Consider the following 19,116-nt stretch of genomic DNA (forward strand, 5'->3'; position numbering starts at 1 on the left):
CATGACGGATTTACCCACTCGCCTGCTCGGACGCACCGGCGTCCGCGTCACCACGCTCGGCTTCGGCGCCATGGAGCTGCGAGGCGCCCCGCGCGGCCCCGAGCTCTCGGATCAGGAGGCGGAGCGCATCCTGAACGACGTGCTGGACACCGGGATCAACTTCATCGACACCTCCATCGATTACGGTCGCAGCGAGGAGCTCATCGGGCGCCACATCTCGCGCCGCCGGAGCGAATACTTCCTGGCTTCGAAATGTGGCTGCGTCGTCGGCGGGGCCCAGGGTGAGCATGTGCACACGGCACAGAACATCCGGCACGGCGTGGAGAACAGCCTGCGCCTCCTGAAGACGGACCACCTCGACCTGGTGCAATTTCACCGGAGCCTCACCCGGCGAGAGTTCGAGCAGGACGGCGCGCTGCAAGAGGCGCTGAAGCTCAAGAGCGAGGGCAAGGTTCGTTTCCTCGGCGTCTCGGGCACGCTGCCCAACCTGGTGGAGCAGATCGAGATCGGCGTCTTCGACGCCTTCCAGATCCCGTACTCCGCGCTGCAGCGCGAGCACGAGGACGTGATCAGCAAGGCCGCCGAGGCCGGTGCGGGCACCATCATCCGCGGCGGCGTCGCGCGCGGCGCGCCCACCGATTGGCAGCGTACGAACACTATGCTGCCGGGCACCACCATGCAGGACCGCTGGGAGCGGGCCAGGCTCGACGAGCTGCTCGACGGCCTGAGCCGGATCGAGTTCACCCTGCGCTTCACGCTCTCGCACCCGGGCCTGAGCACCACCATCGTCGGGACCCGGAACCCGCAGCACCTGCGCGACAACCTGACATTCGCAAGGAAAGGTCCCTTGCCGAGCGAGGTGGTCGCCGAGGCGAAGCGGCGCTTGAGCCAGGCGGGGTCGGCGCCGGAGCCCGTGCCCGCGGCGGCCGCACGCCCGCCCGGCGCGGCGCAGGTCTCCGCGGCGATCCGGCCCTGAGGAGCCGCGCTGGACAGCGACCCTCCCGCCGTGGCGAGAGGGTGCTCGGCAGCTTCACTGCTGAAGCTCCAGGACGTACCGGACAGAGTGTCCGATCGTGAGCCTGTCGTTCGTGTCGGGGTAGGCGTCATCCGGCTGACCGTCCCAAGATAGCCCCCGACGCCGTGAAGTGGTCGCGTAGGTTGTCTTGAGCGGGGCGTGGTGATGTATTGCACACGCCATGAGTCGCCACGTCCGCCTCGCCTCCGTCGATCTGAACTTGCTTGTCGTGCTCGACGAGCTGCTCCGGAGCCAGAGCACCGTCGTCGCGGCAAAGCGCCTTGGTCGGGCGCAGTCGTCAGTGAGCCATGCGCTCGGGCGGCTTCGCGAGGTGTTCGGCGATCCGCTCTTCGTCCGCACCGGGGCCGCGCTCCGGCCGACGAGCTTCGCCGAGGAGCTCGTGGCGCCCCTGCGCGCGCAGCTCGACTCCCTGGAGCAGCTCCTCGGCCAGGCCACGGACGTGGAGCCGTCGCGCCTCGATCGGACGTTCACGCTCTCCGCACCTGACTGGGCCGTGATCCTGGTGCTGCCGCCGCTCATGGCGCGGTTGCGCCGCGAGGCGCCCGGCGTCGATGTCGTCCTGCGCTCCTTCAGGATGGATGTGGATCGGTCGGTCCAGTCGGGCGAGGTCGACGTCGCGCTCTGCGTGAGGTTCCAGCCGCTCTCCGGCCTCGTCGCGCAGCGGCTGCTGGAGGAGCCGTTCGTGTGCGTCGCGCACCGCGACCATCCCAGCGTCAGGGAGGGCGTCACGCTCGATGCCTACGCCGCCGCCGGGCACGTCCTTGTCGCGCCCTACGAGCTGCCGGGGAGCCCCCTGGACGACGCGCTCGCGCGGCTCGGGCACCGCCGGCGCATCGCGCTCCGGCTGCCGCATTTCTCGGCGGCCTTGTTCGTCGTCGCGCACACGGACCTGATCGCGACGCTGCCGAGCAGCTTCGTTCACGCGACCGCGCCGCTCCTCGGCCTCCGCGTGGTCGAGCCGCCGCTCGCCATCCCGCCCTTCCCGTTCTCGTGCCTCTTCAGCGCGACGCGGCAGAAGGATCCCGCGCACGTCTGGCTCCGCAGGTGCATCTCCGAGATCTGTCGCGAGATCCACGCCGGAATACCGCGCCCGCTCCTCGAACAGCCTATCGACGCCGTCGATAGATAGTAACGGCCATCCAGGTACGCCGCGGCGTGGACCGCCCTCGGGGCCGGCATTACGCTCTGCCGTGACGATGAAGCGCCGTCGCGCGACGCGACGTGCCGCCACGCGCCGCCGCCCGCGAGGCCCGCGGTCTCGGGAGCCGTGGGGTCGATGGCCCTGAAGCAGGTTGGGGGGTGATGCCTCATGAAGGCGGCATGGATCGATTTGACCGAGCACCGAAAGGAAAAGAACACCATGCGACCCATCACCGCCCTCGGCTTCTCTCTCTGCCTCTCCCTGGTCGCGGCCGCCTGCGTCGACGACGGGTCGAGCGCGAGCGAGAGCGGCACGGGCTCTGGCGAGGGCGGCAGCACCGACGCGCGTTCGGGCTGGCGCGAGCTCGCTCCGATCGCGGGTGGCCCGCGCCAAGAGCACGGCGTCGTGGCGCTCGACGACAAGGTCTATGTCATCGCGGGCGCCGGCGGCGACCAGTTGAACACGGGGCGCGTCGAGATCTACGATCCTGGCGAGGAGACGTGGTCCGAGGCCGCGCCGCTGCCGATGGCGCTGAATCACCCGAATGTCGCGGCCGCGGGCGGCAAGATCTACCTGCTCGGCGGCATGATCGGCGAGTTCCCCTGGACGGCCGTCGGCGATGCGTTCGAGTACGACCCGGCCACGGACGCGTGGACTGAGCTCGATCCCATGCCTGAGGGGACCGAGCGCGGGAGCGCGGCCGTCGGCGCGAGCGGCACGAAGATTTACCTGGCGGGCGGTCTGCGCTCGCTGTCGCCTCAGTTCCAGGACACGGTGCTCGCGTTCGCCTCGTACGACGTCGTGACCGGCGCGTGGGAGACGCTGCCGGACCTTCCCGAGCCGCGCGATCACGTCGGCGGCGCGGTCGTGGGCTCGACGTTTTATGTGCTCGGCGGGCGGGCGAACGGCCAGGGGAACGTCAAGGATACGGTGTTCGCGTACGATCTCCCGGCGGGCGCCTGGTCGACGCGCGCGCCGATGCCGACGGCGCGCGGCGGCGTCGCGGCGGCCGTGAAGGACGAGACGATCTACGTCATCGGCGGCGAGGGCAACGAGGAGCCGGGCTCGCTGGGCATCTTCGACGACAACGAAGCCTACGACACCGCGCGCGACACGTGGCAGGTGCTCGCGCCGATGCTGACGCCGCGCCACGGCACCGGCGCGGTCGCGGTCGGCTCGACGATCTACGTGCCAGGCGGCGGGACGCAGCAAGGCTTCGGCCTGACCGACGTCGCGGAGGCGTTCAGGCCCTGAGCGGGCGCGCGGCTCATCGCGTCATATCCGCGCGAGCCTGGCCCTCTCGCCGGGAGATCAGGACCGGTGATCAGTTCGCGGCAAAGCAATAGACGCGGCCGTTGCCGCCTCCCGGGGCGGTGTCGGCGCAGCTGCCGCTCGAGTGCACCGAATTCCACGGCCGGTACATGTCGGCCATGCTCTGGTTGGGGCCGGTCCCGTCGGAGTGCCCGACCCAGGCGGTCTGGCCCGCGTCCTCGGAGGTCCAGTCCGCGCACGTCTGGCCGGCCTTCAGCGTGCCGTTCCGGTCGGTGCCGGTGAGGATGTCGTGCTGGTTCGGCGTGGGGGAGTTCGGCCACTGACCAGGCACCATCTCGCCCTTCTCGTCGAGGAACACGGTGTGATCACCGAACCTCGAGTGCAGCTCCTCGATGTTCGCGGCCACCATCACGAGCTCCGCGTTGTACCAGGGGCCGGCGCCGATCCTGTCCTTGGCGTGCACCGGCTGATCGTTCGGGCCCTTCTCGACGCTGAGGTAGGCGCGCCATGTCTTCGCTCCGGCGCCGACCGCTTCGGCCAGCTCCTGGCACCGGCTATCCGCTCCGGCGAGCCCGCCCAGGTTCGCGGTCGGGCTCCCGGTGCTCGACACGAAGAAGCTGAGCGATGGCCCCGCGTCGCTGCCGCCGCTGCCACCCGTGCCGCTGGCGCCGCCCGCGCCGCCGCTGCCGCCCGTGCCGCCGTCGCTGCCGCCTGTGCCGCCGCCGCCGCCGCCGCTGCCGCTTGTGGCGGTGCTGCCGCTGGGGGTGCCGCCACTGGTGGTGCTGCTGCTGCTCGTGGTGGTGCCGGCGCTGCCGCCGCCCTCCTCGTCACCGCAGCCGGCGATGGCGAGCGAGAAGCCGAGGCCGAGCAAGATGCCGAGGTTGCGAAGATTCTCTGAGCGCGATCGTTTCATGGAAGACTCCCGAACAAGGTTCCGCAGTGGGCGCGCAGGATAGCCCACTTGCTGGATCGAGAGCGGGAGATCATTCTCGTGGGTGCCTTGACACGATAAAATTCCATCGAAGCAAGCTGGATCCCCGGCGCCGGGGGACGACCTACCCTCCGGGTGTCGAGGTCCTGTCGAGGAATTCGCGCACGTCCTGCGGGAGCTCGCGGTGAAATGCCTCGCGATCGAACCCGGCGGGGTCGCTGGCGGGCAAGAAGCCCGGGGTCCGCATCTGCGGAGGAAACGGGCTCAAGAAGGAGAAATGGCCTGCATTTTCGACGATCTTGAGCGTGACCTGAGCCCGGTCGGGAATGAGGTCGAGCACGAGCTGCCCTTGCCATCTCGGCGTCATGCGGTCGTGCTCCGCGACGAGCAAGAGGATGGGCACCGTGACGTCCTGCAAGGAGTCGTTGAGGCCGAACCAGCCCGTCGCGGGCGCCATCAGGACCAGCGCCTTCACGCGCGGGTCCTTCGTGACCTCGACCCGCTGCCCCGGCCCTGCCCAGGGCTTCCCGCCCGCAACGGCGAGCGCGGTATAGCCCCCCATGGAGTGCCCGATGACCGCGATGTCGTCGCCCCGCACGTGCGGCCCGATCTCCGCATCGGAGCAGGCGGCATCCACCGTGAGGCGGACATGCCGGGGTCGATCCCGGAGGTTCTCGACCGTCTCTGACATGGATCGATCATTGCGATTGTCCCCGGGGTGCTCGGGCATCGCGACGACGTATCCGCTCCGCGCGAGGTGGGAAGCGATCGTCCGGTACACGAGGGGTGAGCTGCCGCTGCCGTGCGAGAGGATCACGAGGCGCAGCGGGCCCCCGTCGACGGGGGCGTTCGGGGCGATTTCGAGCGAGTAAGGACCCATCGCCACGACCTGGGCAGGGACGCGCGTCGGGTACATCAACAGCACCGGGAACGAGAGGTTCTTCGTCTCGTCTCGCACGACGAGGCTGCGGCTGCCCACGAATCGATTCATGCTTGTTTCTCCGGAGGCCATCTGGATGAGGGGAGAGGCCGGGAATGGGATCGTCTACTGGAGCGGGAGGAAGATGTCGGTGACGCCCTCGTGATCGGGCACCTCCGGGAAGAAGCGCACCCGCTGCAAAAAGAGCGGAAAATCCCGCGGCGCCGCTCCGCTCGCGGGGAGCCAGGTCGCGTACAGGTGCTTCACAGCCTGGAAGAGCGTGTCATCGCCGCCGATGTGCCGCAGCACGGCGCAGCGGCCGCCGGGGATCGTCTTCTCGACGACGCCGAACGGGTTCTCTGACACGGGGCGATGGATGGCCGCGCAGAGGTCGATGCGGTAGGCCTCCGGCGGGGTATCGGCCGGGTCGTCGTGGAGGATATTGAAGGTCGCGCTGCCCCTCGGCGACAGCCTGTTCTCCTTGCGCCACCCGATGAACCGCCGCACCGATTCCAGGATGGCCCTCGGGTCGCCCCGGTGCTCGAGGGCGGCGACGCGCGTCTCCTCGAAGCGCGCGACCTTCACGTCTCCGGCACGATCGTCGGCCTGCAGGGGCAAGGTCCTCGCCTCTCTCAGGCGCTCGTGGGTCGCATGCCACGAGTCCCACCGGGGCTGCTCTCGGAACTCGGACGGGGTCTGGCCGAAGGCCTTCTTGAAGGCGCGGGAGAACGCTTCGGGGCTCTCGTACCCGCTCGCCATCGCGATGTCGATGATCCGGGCTCGATCCTGGAGGGCGAGCCGGTACGAGGCGTGTCGCAGGCGAACGAGCTTCACGTACTGGTGGACGCCTATGCCGAAGAGCTCGGAGAACTGCCGGAGAAAGTGGTACTTCGAGAACGCGGCGACGCCGCTCAGCCGCTCGAGCGTCAAGTCCTCGTCCAGGTGCGCGTCGATGTACTCGAGCACCCTGCGGAACCGGACGAAGCAGGTGTTCGCGGTGGCCTCGGTCAAGGGGGTGTCCTCCACGGCGAGCGACAGGGTAGCGAGGGGCTGCCCGTCATGCCTGACCGAAGTTGCTGAGCTTCAGGGCGACCCCTGGCGAGGGCCGCCCGTCCAGCGCAGGTCGGCGAGGATGGGGAGGTGGTCCGAGCCGAGATCCGGGCCGATCCACGCGCGCTCGGTGGTCCAGCCCGGCCCGGCGAGCACGTGGTCGATGCGGATACCGAACCAGCGCGTCCGCTTCGTCGCGCCGAACCCCAGCCCGGCGTGGGAGAACGCGTTCTCGAAGCCCGCCCAGAAGCGCCGGTAGATGGCGCTGTCGACCGGCATGTTGAGATCGCCGACGATCACGGCCGGATGAGGCGCCTCGTCCACCCATTGCCTCGCGAGCTCGGACTCCCACGTGCGCAGCGCCATGACGCGGTCGTGCTCCGCTGCCTGCTTCCACAGGCCATGCATCAGCGCCTCGATCGCGTCGCGGGGCGTCTCCAGGTGCAGGTTGAGGAGGCTGAAGGTGCGCGTCCCGGGCGCCGCTTGCGCGCCCAGCTGCGGCGCGTCCGGCGCGTCCGCAGTCGCTTGCGGCGCGTCCGGCGCGTCCGCAGTCGCTTGCGGCGCGTCCGGCGCGTCCGCAGTCGCTTGCGGCGCGTCCGGCGCGTCCGCAGTCGCTTGCGGCGCGTCCGGCGCGCCGACGTCGGCGCCTGGGCCGGGGGAGCCGGCCCGAGCGCCGGGGGCTGCGCGGTCCGGCAGCGCGATCGCGTAGCGGAGGATGGCGCCGTGGCCACCTGCACGCCAGACGTCGCGGCGGTCCCTGGACTCGACCTCGAGGAGCGGATACCGGCTCACGAGGCACATCCCACGGTCGACGTGGACGAACCACCCCGGAAAGGCAGCAGTCAGCTCCGGCTCCGGCGTCGCGCACTCCTGCAGCGCGAGCACGTCGGGCCGGGACTCGGCCACGAAGCCCTTGAGTCGCTCCATGCTCATGGCGCGGCTCCCCGTGTTGAACGAGGCGACGCGCAGATCGCCGCGGCCCGTCCCGCCGGCGATCGCCCGGAGCGAGAGGGAGTATCCCAGGATGGGCCCGACCACGATGGCTGACGCCAGCGCCGCCAGGAGGAGGGCACGGCGATGCAGGAGGAGCGCGGCGGGCACGATCACGAGCAGCGGGAGAGCGATGAGCTGGCGCGGGCCGAAGAGGAAGAGCGTCGCGGGCCACCAGCGGTCGCCAAGGACGGGCAGGGCGAGCCAGATCGCGACGACCCCGACGAGGTAGAGCACGGCGCCGGCGAGCACGACGGCCCGGAGCCGGCGCCAGCGCGGCGGGGGCGGCGGTGGGCGCCGGGCGGCAGGCCCTTGCGGAGCGGAGGAGGATTCTGTGGATGGCTCGCTCTGGCGCATCGATGTCTTTCCGTGGATGTGCTCGGGTGAACGCTCGCGAGCGCGGCGCTATCCCCGCTTCCGGGCGAGCTGCGCTCGCGGCGCCGGCGCCTTCTTCTTGGCCGGAATCCCCTGCTTCGCCAACGTCGTCTTGGCCGGAATCCCCTTCTTCGCCACAGCCCCCTTCTCCCGCAGCTCCGGCGCCGCGTCGTCGAGCGCCCGCAAGGCCCGCTTCGGCGCCACCGCGCGGTAGCTCTCCTCGATCCACTCGAGCAGCATCGCCTCGGGCACGCGGTCCTTCGGACCGAAGCGCGCTGTCACCCACCCGCTCTTGCCGAGGTTGTACCCGGTCGGCTCCGCAAACGGCAGCATGAGCGCGGCCTCGCCCGACTGCGGGAGCTTGGCGGTGACGCGGAGCTTCCCTTCGTGGGTGTTGAGGAAGACGAAGATCTTCCCGCGCACCTTGGCGACGCGATCGCCCCAGGGAAACTCCTCCACCGCCTCGGGATAGGCCAGCGCGGCGTCGCGCAGCCTCGCAAGGAGGGGAGTGAACGCCGCGTCGTCCTTGATCGTGGTCATTCGCCGAGCGTAGGGCGCACGCCGGCCCGCGTAAAGCCGGCGCCGCTCGCCGCCTCGCCCGCGCGCTCAAGGGCTGACTTCCCCGGAGCCATCAGGTAGGGTGGGCCCCTCAGGAGCTATCCATGTTTTCGCTCGAGAACCGTGTTCAGGAGTATGCCTGGGGCTCGCGGGAGGCCATCGCGGCGCTGCTTGGACAGGGACGTTCCGACAAGCCCCAGGCCGAGCTCTGGATGGGCGCCCACCCGGCGGCGTCCTCGTGCATCGAGCTCGACGGGGGCCGCGAGCGCCTGATCGACGCCATCCCCAGGCACGCGGACGCCTTCCTGGGCGGGCCGACGCGCGATCGCTTCGGCGCGCGGCTCCCCTTTCTGCTCAAGGTGCTCGCGGCCGATCAGCCGCTGTCGCTGCAGGCGCACCCGGACGATGCGCAGGCGCGGCGCGGGTTCGACGCAGAGAACGCGGCCGGTATCCCGGTCGACGCGCCCGAGCGCACCTACCGCGACCCGCACCACAAGCCCGAGCTCCTCTGCGCGCTCACCCCGTTCGACGCGCTCTGCGGCTTCCGGCCGGCCGACGCCCTGCCGGAGGTCTTCGCGCTCCTCGCCGGAGGGCCGGCGGACGCGCTCGTCCCGCGCGGCGCCGCGCCGGTCGACGCTGCCGCCGTCGCGCGGCTCTTCCAGGGCCTCCTCGCGCTCGACCCGGCGGCGCGGCGGGAGCTCGTCTCCTCGGTGGTCGAGGCGTGCCGGGCGCGCGCGCAGGCGGGCGGCTGGCTCGCGCGGGCCTCGGGCTGGGCGCTCCGCCTGCACGAGCTCTACCCGGGCGACATCGGCGTCGTGATCGCGCTCCTGCTCAACGACGTGCACCTCGAGCCGGGCGAGGCGCTGTACCTGCCGCCGCGCCGGCTGCACGCGTACGTGCACGGGGTCGGGATCGAGATCATGGCGAGCTCCGACAACGTGCTCCGCGGCGGGCTCACGCCCAAGCACGTCAACGCCGACGAGCTCGTGCGCGTCCTCGACTTCTCCCCGTGGCGCGTCGAGCCGGTCGCGCCGCGCCGGGCCGGCGCAGAGTCGTTCTACGACACCCCCGCGCCGGAGTTCCGGCTCTCCCGCATCGAGCTCGACGCCGTGTCCACCTGGAGGACGGACGACCGGCGCGGCCCGGAGATCGTGCTGTGCACCCGGGGACACGCGTCGCTGACCGATGCGCGCGGCCTCGCCCGCGACCTCCGCCAGGGCGGATCCATCTTCGTCCCGTTCGCCTCCGGGGGCTACGCCATCGAGGGAGACGGCCAGTTCTTCCGCGCCACCGTCGGCCTCTGAGGCCGAATCGAACGGGGCGCAACGCACTACCCGAGAGCGTCCTCCATCCGCACGCGCACGAGCCGCACGCCGGAGGGCAGCCGGAGCAGCGTATCGCACCACTCCGAGCCCCCGAAGCGATAGCGGATCTGCACGCCGAGCGCCGTCCCGTCGCCGAGCGCGCGGCGGGCGAGGGCGAGCTCGTCGCCCCCGCTCCCGGCCCGCGGGCGGTCTCCGGCGCGGGCCGTCGCGCCCGCCTTGAGCGACACCGAGACGAGCTCCGCGGCCCCCACGATGTCGAGGAAGAGCTGTTCGAGGGTCGCCTCGTCGAGCACCGCCTCCTGCAAGGGCGGCAGCGGGATCTCGGGACCGATCTCCGTCTCAAGCATGGCGTGGAGCTCCCTGCGGCAAGGCGCGCGGAACGACGGTAAAGCCGCGCACCGGCGCGGGACAGACCTCGACGCAGCGGCCGCAACCGGTGCACCTGTCCTCATCGAGCTTCGGCCGCCCGAGCTCCATCACGAGCGCGCCCTCGGCAGGACAGCGCTCCACGCACACCGAGCAGAACGACTCGAGCGCGATGCAGGCGTGCGGCAAGAGCCGCGGGACAGCGCCCGGCGGCAGCGCGTGCTCGGCCCCTCCCCGGCGCCACGGCGGCGGCGAGGGCTGCTCGGCAACGCCGGCGCGGGGCGCGGGGACCTCGGCCGACGCGGAGATCCCGAAGGCGGGAATCGTCTCCCCCGTGACGGCCCCGGCGCCGACCCGCTGCGCATAGAACGCGTCGAGCGAGAAGGCCGCCGCCGGCGCCGGCGAGAAGGCCGCCGGTGCCCGGGTCGACTCCCGCGGCGCCTCGGGTCCCGGCGAGAAGATCCGGAGCAGATCGCGCCGGCGCATCTTCGGCCGCTCGGCGCTCATGGCCTGTCCGCTCCCATGCTCGGCGGCGGCCACGCCGAGAGCGGCCTGGGCGCGCGCTGATCCAGCTCGGCCGAAGGCGCGTGACACTGGGTGCAGCTCTGCCGGTAAGGGTGGGTCGAGCGCAGGCCAAGCGCGCCATGGACACCGTGGCAGCTCGCGCACTCCGAGCGCATCAAGGTCGGGTGCGGGATCGTCGGTGGCGCGCCCTCGTAGGCGCGCGCGCCTCGCCGCGGCGAGGCCAGGCCCGCGAAGCTGTTGTCGGGCGCCGGCGGCGTCTCCGCGAGCGGCCTCGGGTCGTCCCCGACGACATGGCACTGCGTGCAGCTCTCGTAGCGCCGGTGGCTCATCCTGGGCGCGGTGAGGTTTGCGACGCGCAGCCCGTTCTCGTGGCACGACAGGCAATCCGGCGCGCCGAGCTGCTCGATGCGGTGCGGGATCGTCGGCGGCGCGCCGTCGTACGCGCGGCGGGAGGCGCGCCGCTCGAGCGCCGCCTCGCGGTCGGCCTCCGATGGCTCCACGAGCGCGTAGAGGTCGGCGTGCGCCGCCTCCAGCCGGGAGAAGGCGCCCTCGTACAGGCTCGCGTTCGGGCCGTGTGCGCGCTCGCGCATGTCGGCATAGCTGCGCGCCTCGACGCTCGCGGCGGGCGGCGGCGAATCGCCGCGCAGCGCCGCCACCCCCTGATCCGTGCCGCGGACTCCCGAGAAGAAGCCCGCCGCCGTGATGGCGACGACCGCCGCGAGGCCGACGTGCAGGCCGCGGGCGCTCCTCATCGCGCCTCTCCCTGCTTGCCCTGCGGCTTGCGTCGGATCCGGACCGCGCACTTCTTGTAGTCCGGCTGCTTCGAGAGCGGATCGTGGGCCTCCAGCGTCGCGCGGTTCACCATCACCGTCTCATCGAAGAAGGGGACGAACACCGTGCCCGGCGCGGGCGCGCCGCGGCCCTCGATCCAGACCGGCAGCTCGAGCGCGCCGCGCCGGCTCTCCAGGATCACCACCTCGCCGTCGGCGACGCCGAGCTTCCGCGCGTCCTCGCGGTTCATCTCGAGGTACGACTGCGGCATCGCCCGCTGGAGCTGGGGTATCCTCATGGTGAGCGAGCCCGTGTGCCAGTGCTCGAGCACGCGGCCCGTGCACAGCCAGAAGGGATAGTCGGCGTCGGGCGACTCGGGCGGCGGCTCGTACGGGTGGAACCAGACGAGCGCCCGGTCGTCCCTTGTGACCGAGTGGTAGAACTGGATCTCGCCCCCCGTGACATAGGGATCGTCGAACTTCGAGAAGCGGAACCGCGTCTCCCGCCACGAGCCGTCGGGCTGCTCGACCACGGGCCAGCGCAGGCCCCGCGCCTTCACGTACTCGCCGTAAGGCGCGAGGTCCTTGTGCTTGAAGCGGGTGAACTTGCGGTACTCCTCGAAGAGGTGCTCGTCGACGTTGACGTCGTAATAGTGCCTGTGGTCCCAGACCGGCACCTCCTTGCCGTCCTTCCGGATGTCGAACAGGAAACGCCCGTCCTTGTCCTTCATCCCGGCGAAGCCCATGTCGTGGAGCTTGCGGGCCACGGCGAGGATCTGCCATCCGTCGTCCCGCGCCTCGCCGGGCGGATTGACCATCTTGAACCACTGCTGCGTGCGCCGCTCGGAGTTGCCGAACATCCCGTTCTTCTCGACCCACATGGCCGAGGGCAGGACGAGATCCGCGGCGCGCACCGTGGCCGTCGGGTAGACGTCGGACACGATGAGGAACTTGCCCGGGATCTTGCGGCTCGGGTCGAAGAGCTCGTTCGTGTTCGGCAGCGACTGGCCCGGATTGGTCACCATCACCCAGACGGTGTCGATGTCGCCCCCCTGCTCCTTCGGGGTCGAGAAGCGCTTCCAGAGCTCGACCGCGTGGTAGCCGGGCTTCGGGTTGATCCGCCCCTCGGGCAGGTTCCAGAGGTGCTCCGCCTTCTGCCGGTGCTCGCCGTTCGTGACGACGAGGCCGCCGGGGAGCCCGTTGGCCACGGTGCCGACCTCGCGCACGGTGCCGCAGGCCGACGGCTGGCCCGTCAGGCTGGTCGGGGCGTCGCCGGGCTTGCCGAAATGCCCGCTGAGCAGGTGCACGCCGTGCACCAGATCGTTGATCGCGGTGCCGCGGGTGTGCTGGTTCATCCCCATGCACCAGAGGCTCGTGATCCGCAGATCGCGGCGCCCGAAGAGATCCGCCAGCATCCGGAGGTCCTTCGCGGCGACCCCCGAGAGCGCCTCCACCCGCTCGGGCGTGTACTCGGCGAGCGCCTCCCTGTACTCCTCGAAGGTCATCGGCCGTCCGTCGAGGGTCGGGTGCTCGGTCCGCTGGCGGAAGTTGCAGAACTTCTCGACGAACGCCCGGTCGAACGTCCCGCGCTCGACGAGCAGGTGCGCGATGCCGTTCGCGATCGCAAGATCGGTGTTCGGCTTGAAGTACAGCGTGTGCTGGCAGAAGGCCGAGGTGCGCGTGCGCCGCGTCGTGAGATCGATGAGCAGCACCTGCTCGCCCCTCGAGCGCCGGTCGACGACGCGCGAGAAGAGCACGGGGTGCATCTCGGCGGGGTTGTTCCCCCACATGAGGAGGACATCGCACCTGTCCAGGTCCTCGTAGCAGCCGGCCGGCTCGTCCACGCCGTAGGTCGAGAGGAACCCTGTCACCGCCGACGCCATGCAGAGGCGCGCGTTCGGGTCGATCTGGTTGTTCCCGAGCCCCGCCTTCACGAGCTTGTTCGCGGCGTACCCCTCGGGGATCGTCCACTGGCCGCTGCCGTACAGCGCGAAGCCGGCCGGGTTCTGCATCGCGCGCCTGGCGATGATCTCGATCGCCTCGTCCCAGCCGATCGGCTCGAGCTTGCCGTTCTTGCGGAGCAGCGGCCTCGTGAGCCGATCTTTGCCGTAGAGGGCGAGACCGACATGATACCCCTTCACGCAGAGAAGGCCCTTGTTGACGTCCGCGCTCTGGTCGCCCGCGACAGCGACCACGCGGCCCCCCTTCACGCCCACCTGCACGTGGCAGCCGGTGCCGCAGAACCTGCACGGCGCCTTGTTCCACACCACATCGGCGGTGACGGGCGCCGCCTCGGCGGCGGCGGCGACCGCGTCCTTGCCCAGCGCGAGCCGGCTCGCGGCCACGGTCGCCGTGCCCATCGCGGAGTACTTCAGGAATTCACGGCGCTCCATCACTCCTCCAGATCCGAGAAGTCGACCGACACCAGATCGACGAAGTCCACGCCGTCCATGAGGAGCACCCGCTCCAGGAGCTCTGCGCCCGCGAGCAGCGACGCTGTCTCGGCGACCGCGGGCAGCCTGGAGCCGGACGGTGGGCCCAGCGAGAGCGCGGCCTCTCCGGCGAGCGAGCGACACGCGCGCTCTCGCGCGCTGGGTTCATCGGCAAGGGTGATGACAAGAGCACTGATGGGCATGGCGCTTCCGTCCGCGCTCGCAAGGCCCGGGCCACGCGGGAGCGCCGCTGGAAGACCGGCGGATTGCACCTCGCGCACCGCGGCTCACCGGAGGCCCACGGCGCCCGGAGACCGGGCCTCACGCAAACCGTGCGTCCACACGCGCGCCCTGCACCCCGCCCGGGTCGCGGGCCCCGGCGCCGCCCCGGACGCGCGCGGTGGCACGTGACGTGCGATGGGGACGGCGCCGTGCACTCCTCTCTTCCTCATCGACCCGGGGCCGCCGCGATTCTGGGCCTCCTGTGCCTGGCCCACGCGGCCGGCTGCAAGGATCGCGACCAGCCGCTGGAGCTGCGCCCAGCGCTCGACGCGACGCCGGTCGCCTCCGCGACCCTCCATCGCCCTGGCAAGCTCTCCGGCGTCCCCACCGACAAGCGGGACTCCCTCGGCCGGCCGATCCGCGCGGCGTGCGTCACGTGCCACTCGCTGCGCCGGCCGGAGGCGCTGCCTGCCTCGGCGGCGGCGCTCGACGAGTTCCACGTCGGGCTGCGGTTCGAGCACGGCGAGCTGAGCTGCGCCTCGTGCCATGTGATCGGCGACCAGGACACGCTGCGCAAGGCCGACGGCGCGCTCGTCCCGATGCGCGACGCCATGCAGCTCTGCGCGCAGTGCCATGGCCCGCAGCACCGCGACTACGCGAAGGGGGCGCACGGCGGCATGAGCGGCAGCTACGCGGGCGGCGCGCGGGTGCGCAACCACTGCGTCGACTGCCACGATCCCCACGTGCCCGCGTTCCAGCCCTCGACGCCCGTCCTGCCCCCGCGCGACCGCTTCGTGGGGAATCACGGCACAGGAGAAGGAGCCCACCAATGACCCAGCCGTCGAGGCGCGTCGCGCTCAAGGTGCTCGGAGGCACGCTCGGCGCCTCCGCCTTCGCTCACGCGATGGAGCCGCTGCGCGCGTGGAGCAAGGATCTCTCGCTCGATCAGTTCCTGCAGCGCCATTACAAGGAGCTCACCCGGGACGAGATCGGCGAGGTCATCCACCGCCACGAGCAGCAGACGCGCGAGGAGTACGGCCGCGAGGTGACGATCCGGGACGTCCGCCCGCAGGAAGGGGTGCAGTTCGGCTACGCGCTCAGCCTGAGCGTGTGCATCGGCTGCCGCAAGTGCGTCGAGGCCTGCCACGTGGAGAACAACCACGATCGGCGCACGAACAACTCCTACATCCGCGTGCTCGAGATGGAGCAGGGCAGCTTCGACATGGAGAAGGGCAACGCGACGTACGAGCACGCGGTCCCCGCGAAGGGCAAGTACTACCTCCCCGTGCAGTGCCAGCAGTGCGACAACGCGCCGTGCGTGAGTGTCTGCCCTGTCCAGGCGACCTGGAAGGAGCCCGACGGCATCGTCGCCGTCGACTACGACTGGTGCATCGGCTGCCGCTACTGCGAGGCCGCCTGCCCCTACCACGCGCGACGCTTCAACTGGACAAAGCCCGAGATACCGGCCGACGAGATCAACCCGGACCAGGGCTACCTGTCGAACCGCATCAGGCCCCAGGGCGTGGTGGAAAAGTGCACCTTCTGCCTCCACCGGACGCGCGAGGGCCGGATGCCAGCCTGTCTCGAGGCCTGCCCCACGGGCGCGCGCGTCTTCGGCAACCTCCTGGACCCGGGGAGCGAGCTCCGCTGGGTGCTCGAGAACAAGCGGATCTTCGTCCTCAAGGAGGAGCTCGGCACGCGGCCGCGCTTCTTCTACTTCTTCGACGTCTGAGCGAGCGGAGCCACGATGCGCAAGGACACGCACGCCATCACTTATCCGCGCTTCCTGCTCCGGGTCATCGGCCAGAGCTTCGAGGGCTCATGGCGCTTCTATCTCTGGATGACCGTGCTCACGGCGATCGCCCTCGTCGGCGCGAACGCCTGGGCGCACCAGCTCGCCGAGGGCATGCAGGTCACGGGCATGAGCGACCACGTCTCGTGGGGCCTTTACATCGCGAACTTCACCTTCGGCGTGGGGCTCGCGGCGGGCGCCGTGATGATGGTGATCCCGGCGTATCTCTACGACGACCACGAGATGCACGACGTCGTGATCCTGGGCGAGCTGCTCGCGATCGCCGCCATCGTCGTGTGCCTCCTGTTCATCGTGGCCGACATGGGGCGCCCCGACAGGTTCTGGCACATCCTGCCCGGGATCGGCCGGTTCAACTGGCCGATCTCGATGCTGACCTGGGACGTCATCGTCCTCAACGGCTACCTGCTCATCAACCTGCACATCTCGGGCTACCTCATCTACACGAGGTATCTCGGCAGGAAGCCGGACAGGAGGTGGTACCTGCCGTTCGTGTTCCTGTCGATCGGCTGGGCGGTCTCGATCCACACGGTGACGGCGTTCCTCTACTCGGGCCTCGGCGGCCGGCCGTTCTGGAACTCGGCCCTGCTCGCCCCCCGCTTCATCGCCTCGGCCTTCATCACGGGCCCCGCCTTCGTGATCCTGCTGCTCCAGCTCGTCGCCCGGCTGACCCGGTTCCGCGTGGGCGACGGGCCGATCCGCACGCTCACCTCCGTGCTCCGCGTGACCGTGCTGCTCAACCTGTTCATGCTGGGCTCGGAGCTCTTCACGTCGCTCTACACCGGCGGCACGCACGGCGCCGCGGTGACCTACCTGTTCTTCGGCCTGCACGGCAAGGCCGCGCTCGTGCCGTGGATCTGGTCGGCCGTCGCGCTGAACGTGGCCTCCGCGGCGATCCTGCACCTGCCGGCGAGCCGCAGGAGCCGGGCCTGGCTCGACGCTGCCTGCGTCGCCGCCTTCGCCGGCGTCTGGATCGAGAAGGGCATGGGCCTCATCATCCCGGGCTTCGTGCCGAGCACCCTGCACGAGATCGTCGAGTATGCGCCCTCGATGGCCGAGTGGAAGATCACGGCGGGCATCTGGGCCGTGGGGCTCATGGTGCTCACGATCGCGATCAAGGTCGCGCTGACGGTGCTCACCGGCGAGCTCTCGGTCGAGCCGCGCGGGCGAGCCAACAGAGCAGGTACAGCCGAGAGAGCAGGTGAGCCCGCCGGAGCGGAAGGCTCATGACGAGGCGGCGCGCGCCTGCGCCGCCCGCCGGGGGCTCGCGCCGTCCGCCGGGGCGCCTGCCGGCTCGCCGCACGGGGGCGCTTGCCGGTCCGCCGGGGCGCGCGCGAGCGACCCGGCGGCGGCGCGCCACGTCGCGAGGGACGCGCCGCTTCAGCACGCGGAGCTCGTGCGCGGCGAGCTCCGCGGCGCGGCGGGCGCTGTCGTTCACCGAGGGCCGCGCGGCCCGGAGCTCGATGAGCGGCCGCGCCGACAGCGAGAGGGCCAGCTTGTACTGGCAGGGGCTGTCCAGGAAATCGTACTCGCGCCGCCCCTCCTCGATCGCGGCGCGGATGGCGTAGGCGTGGATCACGGTCCCGGGCCGGAGCCCCTTCGGCAGGTCGACCCTGCGCCCGCACTGGTAGAAGTAGAGCTTGTTGTTCCAGACGAGGTTGTAGAGCGCCGCGATGGGCTCGCCGCGCGCCGAGAGCCACGCGAGGTCGAGGGCGCCGCGCTCGAACATCGCGGGCATCACCTCGTCGTGGAACTCTCGAAAGCGCCGCGAGGCGAACACGCCCGCGCGCCCCTCGGCCGACCACCGCTCGGCGTGCAGGCGGACCAGGATCGCCCGCGCCTGCGCGAGCTCCTCCCGCGTCCTCGCCCGCTCGAACGTCAGCGCGCCGCCCGCCCACGCTTCGAGGTCGCGCATCGAGCGACGCACGAGGTAGCGGCGCGACGTGGAGAGCGCGCCAAGGTACGCCTCCCAGCTGGACGGCAGCGGGATGTACGGTGAGACGTCGGTGACCTCGATCCGCGCGTCGATGCCGTGCTGCCGGAGCTCGCGCGCGAGGAGCACGGCGAGCGCGCCGTCGGTGCGCATGGCCGGCATGACGAGCTCGTCCCAGGCGCCGAGCGCTGCGCCCGTGAGCGCGCCGGCGAGCGCGCGCGCGACGTCGGCCTCGGCGCCCCGCTCGGCGATCACACCGAGGTTGCAGGAGCAGATCTCGTCGGCCTGGTCCTCCCCCGAGGCGAGGAGCTCCAGCCGGCGGAACGGGATGCCGCTGCGGTGCCGGCAGCGGCGCTCGAGCAGCGGCGCGAGGCCGACCAGGCGGGGCCCATCGAAGAAGAGCGCGGCGCGCAGCGAGCGGCCCGGCGCCCCGAACACGCGCCACCAGGCGAGCGTCCAGTCCGGCGTGACCATCGGCTCGTTCAAGCCGCTCCGCCCCATCAGCTCTTCCCACGCTCCGCGCATCGCGCAGAGCTCGGCGAACTCGGTCACCAGGTGAAACCGCAACATCTCCCCTCCCCTCCGGGCAACCCCGCTCCCGCTCCCGCGTCCGCCGCCCCGCCCGGGCCCTCCTCGCAGCGGCGCGGCGGCGGCATCGCTCCCCTTCAGCGCCATCGCGGCCGCAGGTGGGCGAGCGCCCCCCGCGCCGCGCCGAGGCGCGTGTCCAGCCACGTCATCCGATATCCCTCCTCGGCGGCGCGCCGCTCGGCGCGCTCGTGATCATAAGGGACCCGGTGAAATGAGATCTCCTGTCGCCACGAGTCGAAGACGGCGAAATCCGCGAGCTTCTCGCTCCTCCGGGCCGCGTCGACCGAGCCGGGGTTGATGAAGAAGCGCTGGCGCGCGCGGCCCAGCGAGACGCGCTCGCCGATCGGCCGCGCCGTCGCGACCGCCGCCTCGACCTCGTAGAGCGCCTGGACATGGGTGTGCCCGAAGAAGCAGATGCGCCCGCTCGGCTCGCGCTCGCGGAGGAGCAGCGCGTTCTCCTCGATGTGCGCGGGGCTCACCATGTACTGGCAGACGTCGGCGACGCCGCCGTGGACGAGGACGATCTCGCCCTCGATGACGCGCCGCTTGGGCAGCAGCGCGAGCGCCCGCTTGCTGTCCGCGGAGAGCGCGCTGCGCGTGCGCCGGAGCGCGAAGGCCGCCTTGGCGCCGCAGCGCTCGACCCCCAGCCGCCCGATCGCGATGAGGTCGTGGTTGCCCGCGATCGCGAGGACCGGCGGCCGCGCGAGCAGGCGCACGCACGCGTCCGAGTCGGCGTTGTACCCGACGATATCCCCGAGGCAGATCAGGCGATCCACGCCCCGCTCCGCAAGGAACGCCTGGACTGCCGAGAGGGCCTCGATGTTACCGTGAACGTCCGCGATGATCCCGTAGAGCATGGCGCGCCACCTTTCG

General features: G+C 71.2%; 19 protein-coding genes. 7 read left to right on the forward strand and 12 right to left on the reverse strand.

Annotated elements, in window-relative coordinates; genetic code table 11:
- Position 1 precedes the first annotated feature (1 nt).
- The 3 genes from WME75_RS24685 to WME75_RS24695 all read left to right on the forward strand — a co-directional run bounded on the left by WME75_RS24685 (position 2) and on the right by WME75_RS24695 (position 3,431).
- The gene (locus WME75_RS24685) at positions 2-976 is read left to right on the forward strand and encodes an aldo/keto reductase (RefSeq protein WP_437475835.1); all 975 of its coding nucleotides are present in this window, start codon (positions 2-4) and stop codon (positions 974-976) included.
- A 220-nt stretch (positions 977-1,196) separates the two neighbouring features.
- Positions 1,197-2,165, forward strand: coding sequence for a LysR family transcriptional regulator (locus WME75_RS24690; RefSeq protein WP_437475836.1), 969 nt, complete (start codon positions 1,197-1,199; stop codon positions 2,163-2,165).
- A 231-nt stretch (positions 2,166-2,396) separates the two neighbouring features.
- On the forward strand, positions 2,397-3,431 hold the full coding sequence (locus WME75_RS24695) for a Kelch repeat-containing protein (protein ID WP_437475837.1): 1,035 nt from the start codon (positions 2,397-2,399) through the stop codon (positions 3,429-3,431).
- A 70-nt stretch (positions 3,432-3,501) separates the two neighbouring features.
- Here WME75_RS24695 and WME75_RS24700 read toward each other — a convergent pair whose 3' ends face one another.
- From WME75_RS24700 to WME75_RS24720, 5 genes are all read right to left on the reverse strand, one after another.
- The gene (locus tag WME75_RS24700; protein ID WP_437475838.1) at positions 3,502-4,362 is read right to left on the reverse strand and encodes a DUF1554 domain-containing protein; all 861 of its coding nucleotides are present in this window, start codon (positions 4,360-4,362) and stop codon (positions 3,502-3,504) included.
- Positions 4,363-4,504: 142 nt separating this feature from the next.
- Entirely contained in the window at positions 4,505-5,371 is an 867-nt protein-coding gene (locus tag WME75_RS24705; RefSeq protein WP_437475839.1) for an alpha/beta hydrolase family protein, read from the reverse strand.
- A gap of 54 nt (positions 5,372-5,425) precedes the next feature.
- The gene (locus tag WME75_RS24710) at positions 5,426-6,325 is read right to left on the reverse strand and encodes an AraC family transcriptional regulator (RefSeq protein WP_437475840.1); all 900 of its coding nucleotides are present in this window, start codon (positions 6,323-6,325) and stop codon (positions 5,426-5,428) included.
- 57 nt (positions 6,326-6,382) lie between these two features.
- Complete coding sequence (locus tag WME75_RS24715) at positions 6,383-7,591, reverse strand: endonuclease/exonuclease/phosphatase family protein (protein WP_437475841.1); 1,209 nt, start codon at positions 7,589-7,591, stop codon at positions 6,383-6,385.
- 153 nt (positions 7,592-7,744) lie between these two features.
- A complete protein-coding gene (locus WME75_RS24720; protein ID WP_437475842.1) occupies positions 7,745-8,254 on the reverse strand; it encodes an MmcQ/YjbR family DNA-binding protein in 510 nt (169 codons plus the stop codon).
- 122 nt (positions 8,255-8,376) lie between these two features.
- On the opposite strand from WME75_RS24720, the gene manA reads away from it, so the two are divergent.
- Positions 8,377-9,576: a mannose-6-phosphate isomerase, class I gene (gene manA / locus WME75_RS24725; RefSeq protein WP_437475843.1), complete on the forward strand. Its 1,200-nt coding sequence runs from the start codon at positions 8,377-8,379 to the stop codon at positions 9,574-9,576.
- A gap of 26 nt (positions 9,577-9,602) precedes the next feature.
- Here the strand turns inward: manA and WME75_RS24730 are convergent, their stop codons facing one another.
- The 5 genes from WME75_RS24730 to WME75_RS24750 are packed head-to-tail and all read right to left on the reverse strand — an operon-like array spanning position 9,603 to position 13,893.
- Complete coding sequence (locus WME75_RS24730) at positions 9,603-9,944, reverse strand: hypothetical protein (RefSeq protein ID WP_437475844.1); 342 nt, start codon at positions 9,942-9,944, stop codon at positions 9,603-9,605.
- A complete protein-coding gene (locus WME75_RS24735; RefSeq protein WP_437475845.1) occupies positions 9,937-10,470 on the reverse strand; it encodes a 4Fe-4S dicluster domain-containing protein in 534 nt (177 codons plus the stop codon). The genes WME75_RS24730 and WME75_RS24735 overlap by 8 nt, the downstream gene beginning before the upstream one ends.
- The gene (locus WME75_RS24740; protein WP_437475846.1) at positions 10,467-11,240 is read right to left on the reverse strand and encodes a nitrate reductase cytochrome c-type subunit; all 774 of its coding nucleotides are present in this window, start codon (positions 11,238-11,240) and stop codon (positions 10,467-10,469) included. Before WME75_RS24740 ends, WME75_RS24735 begins: the two co-directional genes overlap by 4 nt.
- On the reverse strand, positions 11,237-13,651 hold the full coding sequence (locus WME75_RS24745; protein ID WP_437475847.1) for a molybdopterin-dependent oxidoreductase: 2,415 nt from the start codon (positions 13,649-13,651) through the stop codon (positions 11,237-11,239). Before WME75_RS24745 ends, WME75_RS24740 begins: the two co-directional genes overlap by 4 nt.
- Positions 13,651-13,893: a hypothetical protein gene (locus WME75_RS24750; RefSeq protein ID WP_437475848.1), complete on the reverse strand. Its 243-nt coding sequence runs from the start codon at positions 13,891-13,893 to the stop codon at positions 13,651-13,653. The genes WME75_RS24745 and WME75_RS24750 overlap by 1 nt, the downstream gene beginning before the upstream one ends.
- A gap of 228 nt (positions 13,894-14,121) precedes the next feature.
- Between WME75_RS24750 and WME75_RS24755 the strand changes: the two genes are divergently transcribed.
- The 3 genes from WME75_RS24755 to dsrP are packed head-to-tail and all read left to right on the forward strand — an operon-like array spanning position 14,122 to position 16,952.
- Positions 14,122-14,745, forward strand: a complete 624-nt coding sequence (locus WME75_RS24755) for a hypothetical protein (RefSeq protein ID WP_437475849.1) — start codon at positions 14,122-14,124, stop codon at positions 14,743-14,745.
- Positions 14,742-15,644 (forward strand): 4Fe-4S dicluster domain-containing protein, encoded by a 903-nt coding sequence (locus WME75_RS24760; RefSeq protein ID WP_437475850.1) that lies wholly within the window; start codon positions 14,742-14,744, stop codon positions 15,642-15,644. The genes WME75_RS24755 and WME75_RS24760 overlap by 4 nt, the downstream gene beginning before the upstream one ends.
- A 15-nt stretch (positions 15,645-15,659) precedes the next feature.
- Entirely contained in the window at positions 15,660-16,952 is a 1,293-nt protein-coding gene (gene dsrP, locus WME75_RS24765; RefSeq protein WP_437475851.1) for a sulfate reduction electron transfer complex DsrMKJOP subunit DsrP, read from the forward strand.
- On the opposite strand, the gene WME75_RS24770 is transcribed toward dsrP, so the two are convergent.
- Together WME75_RS24770 and WME75_RS24775 are read right to left on the reverse strand one after the other, a co-directional pair.
- Positions 16,858-18,225, reverse strand: a complete 1,368-nt coding sequence (locus tag WME75_RS24770) for a GNAT family N-acetyltransferase (RefSeq protein WP_437475852.1) — start codon at positions 18,223-18,225, stop codon at positions 16,858-16,860. The genes dsrP and WME75_RS24770 overlap by 95 nt on opposite strands.
- A gap of 95 nt (positions 18,226-18,320) precedes the next feature.
- Complete coding sequence (locus WME75_RS24775; protein ID WP_437475853.1) at positions 18,321-19,100, reverse strand: metallophosphoesterase family protein; 780 nt, start codon at positions 19,098-19,100, stop codon at positions 18,321-18,323.
- Positions 19,101-19,116: the final 16 nt, after the last annotated feature.

The organism is Sorangium sp. So ce1014, from assembly GCF_051521505.1.
Lineage (GTDB): Bacteria > Myxococcota_A > Polyangia > Polyangiales > Polyangiaceae > Sorangium.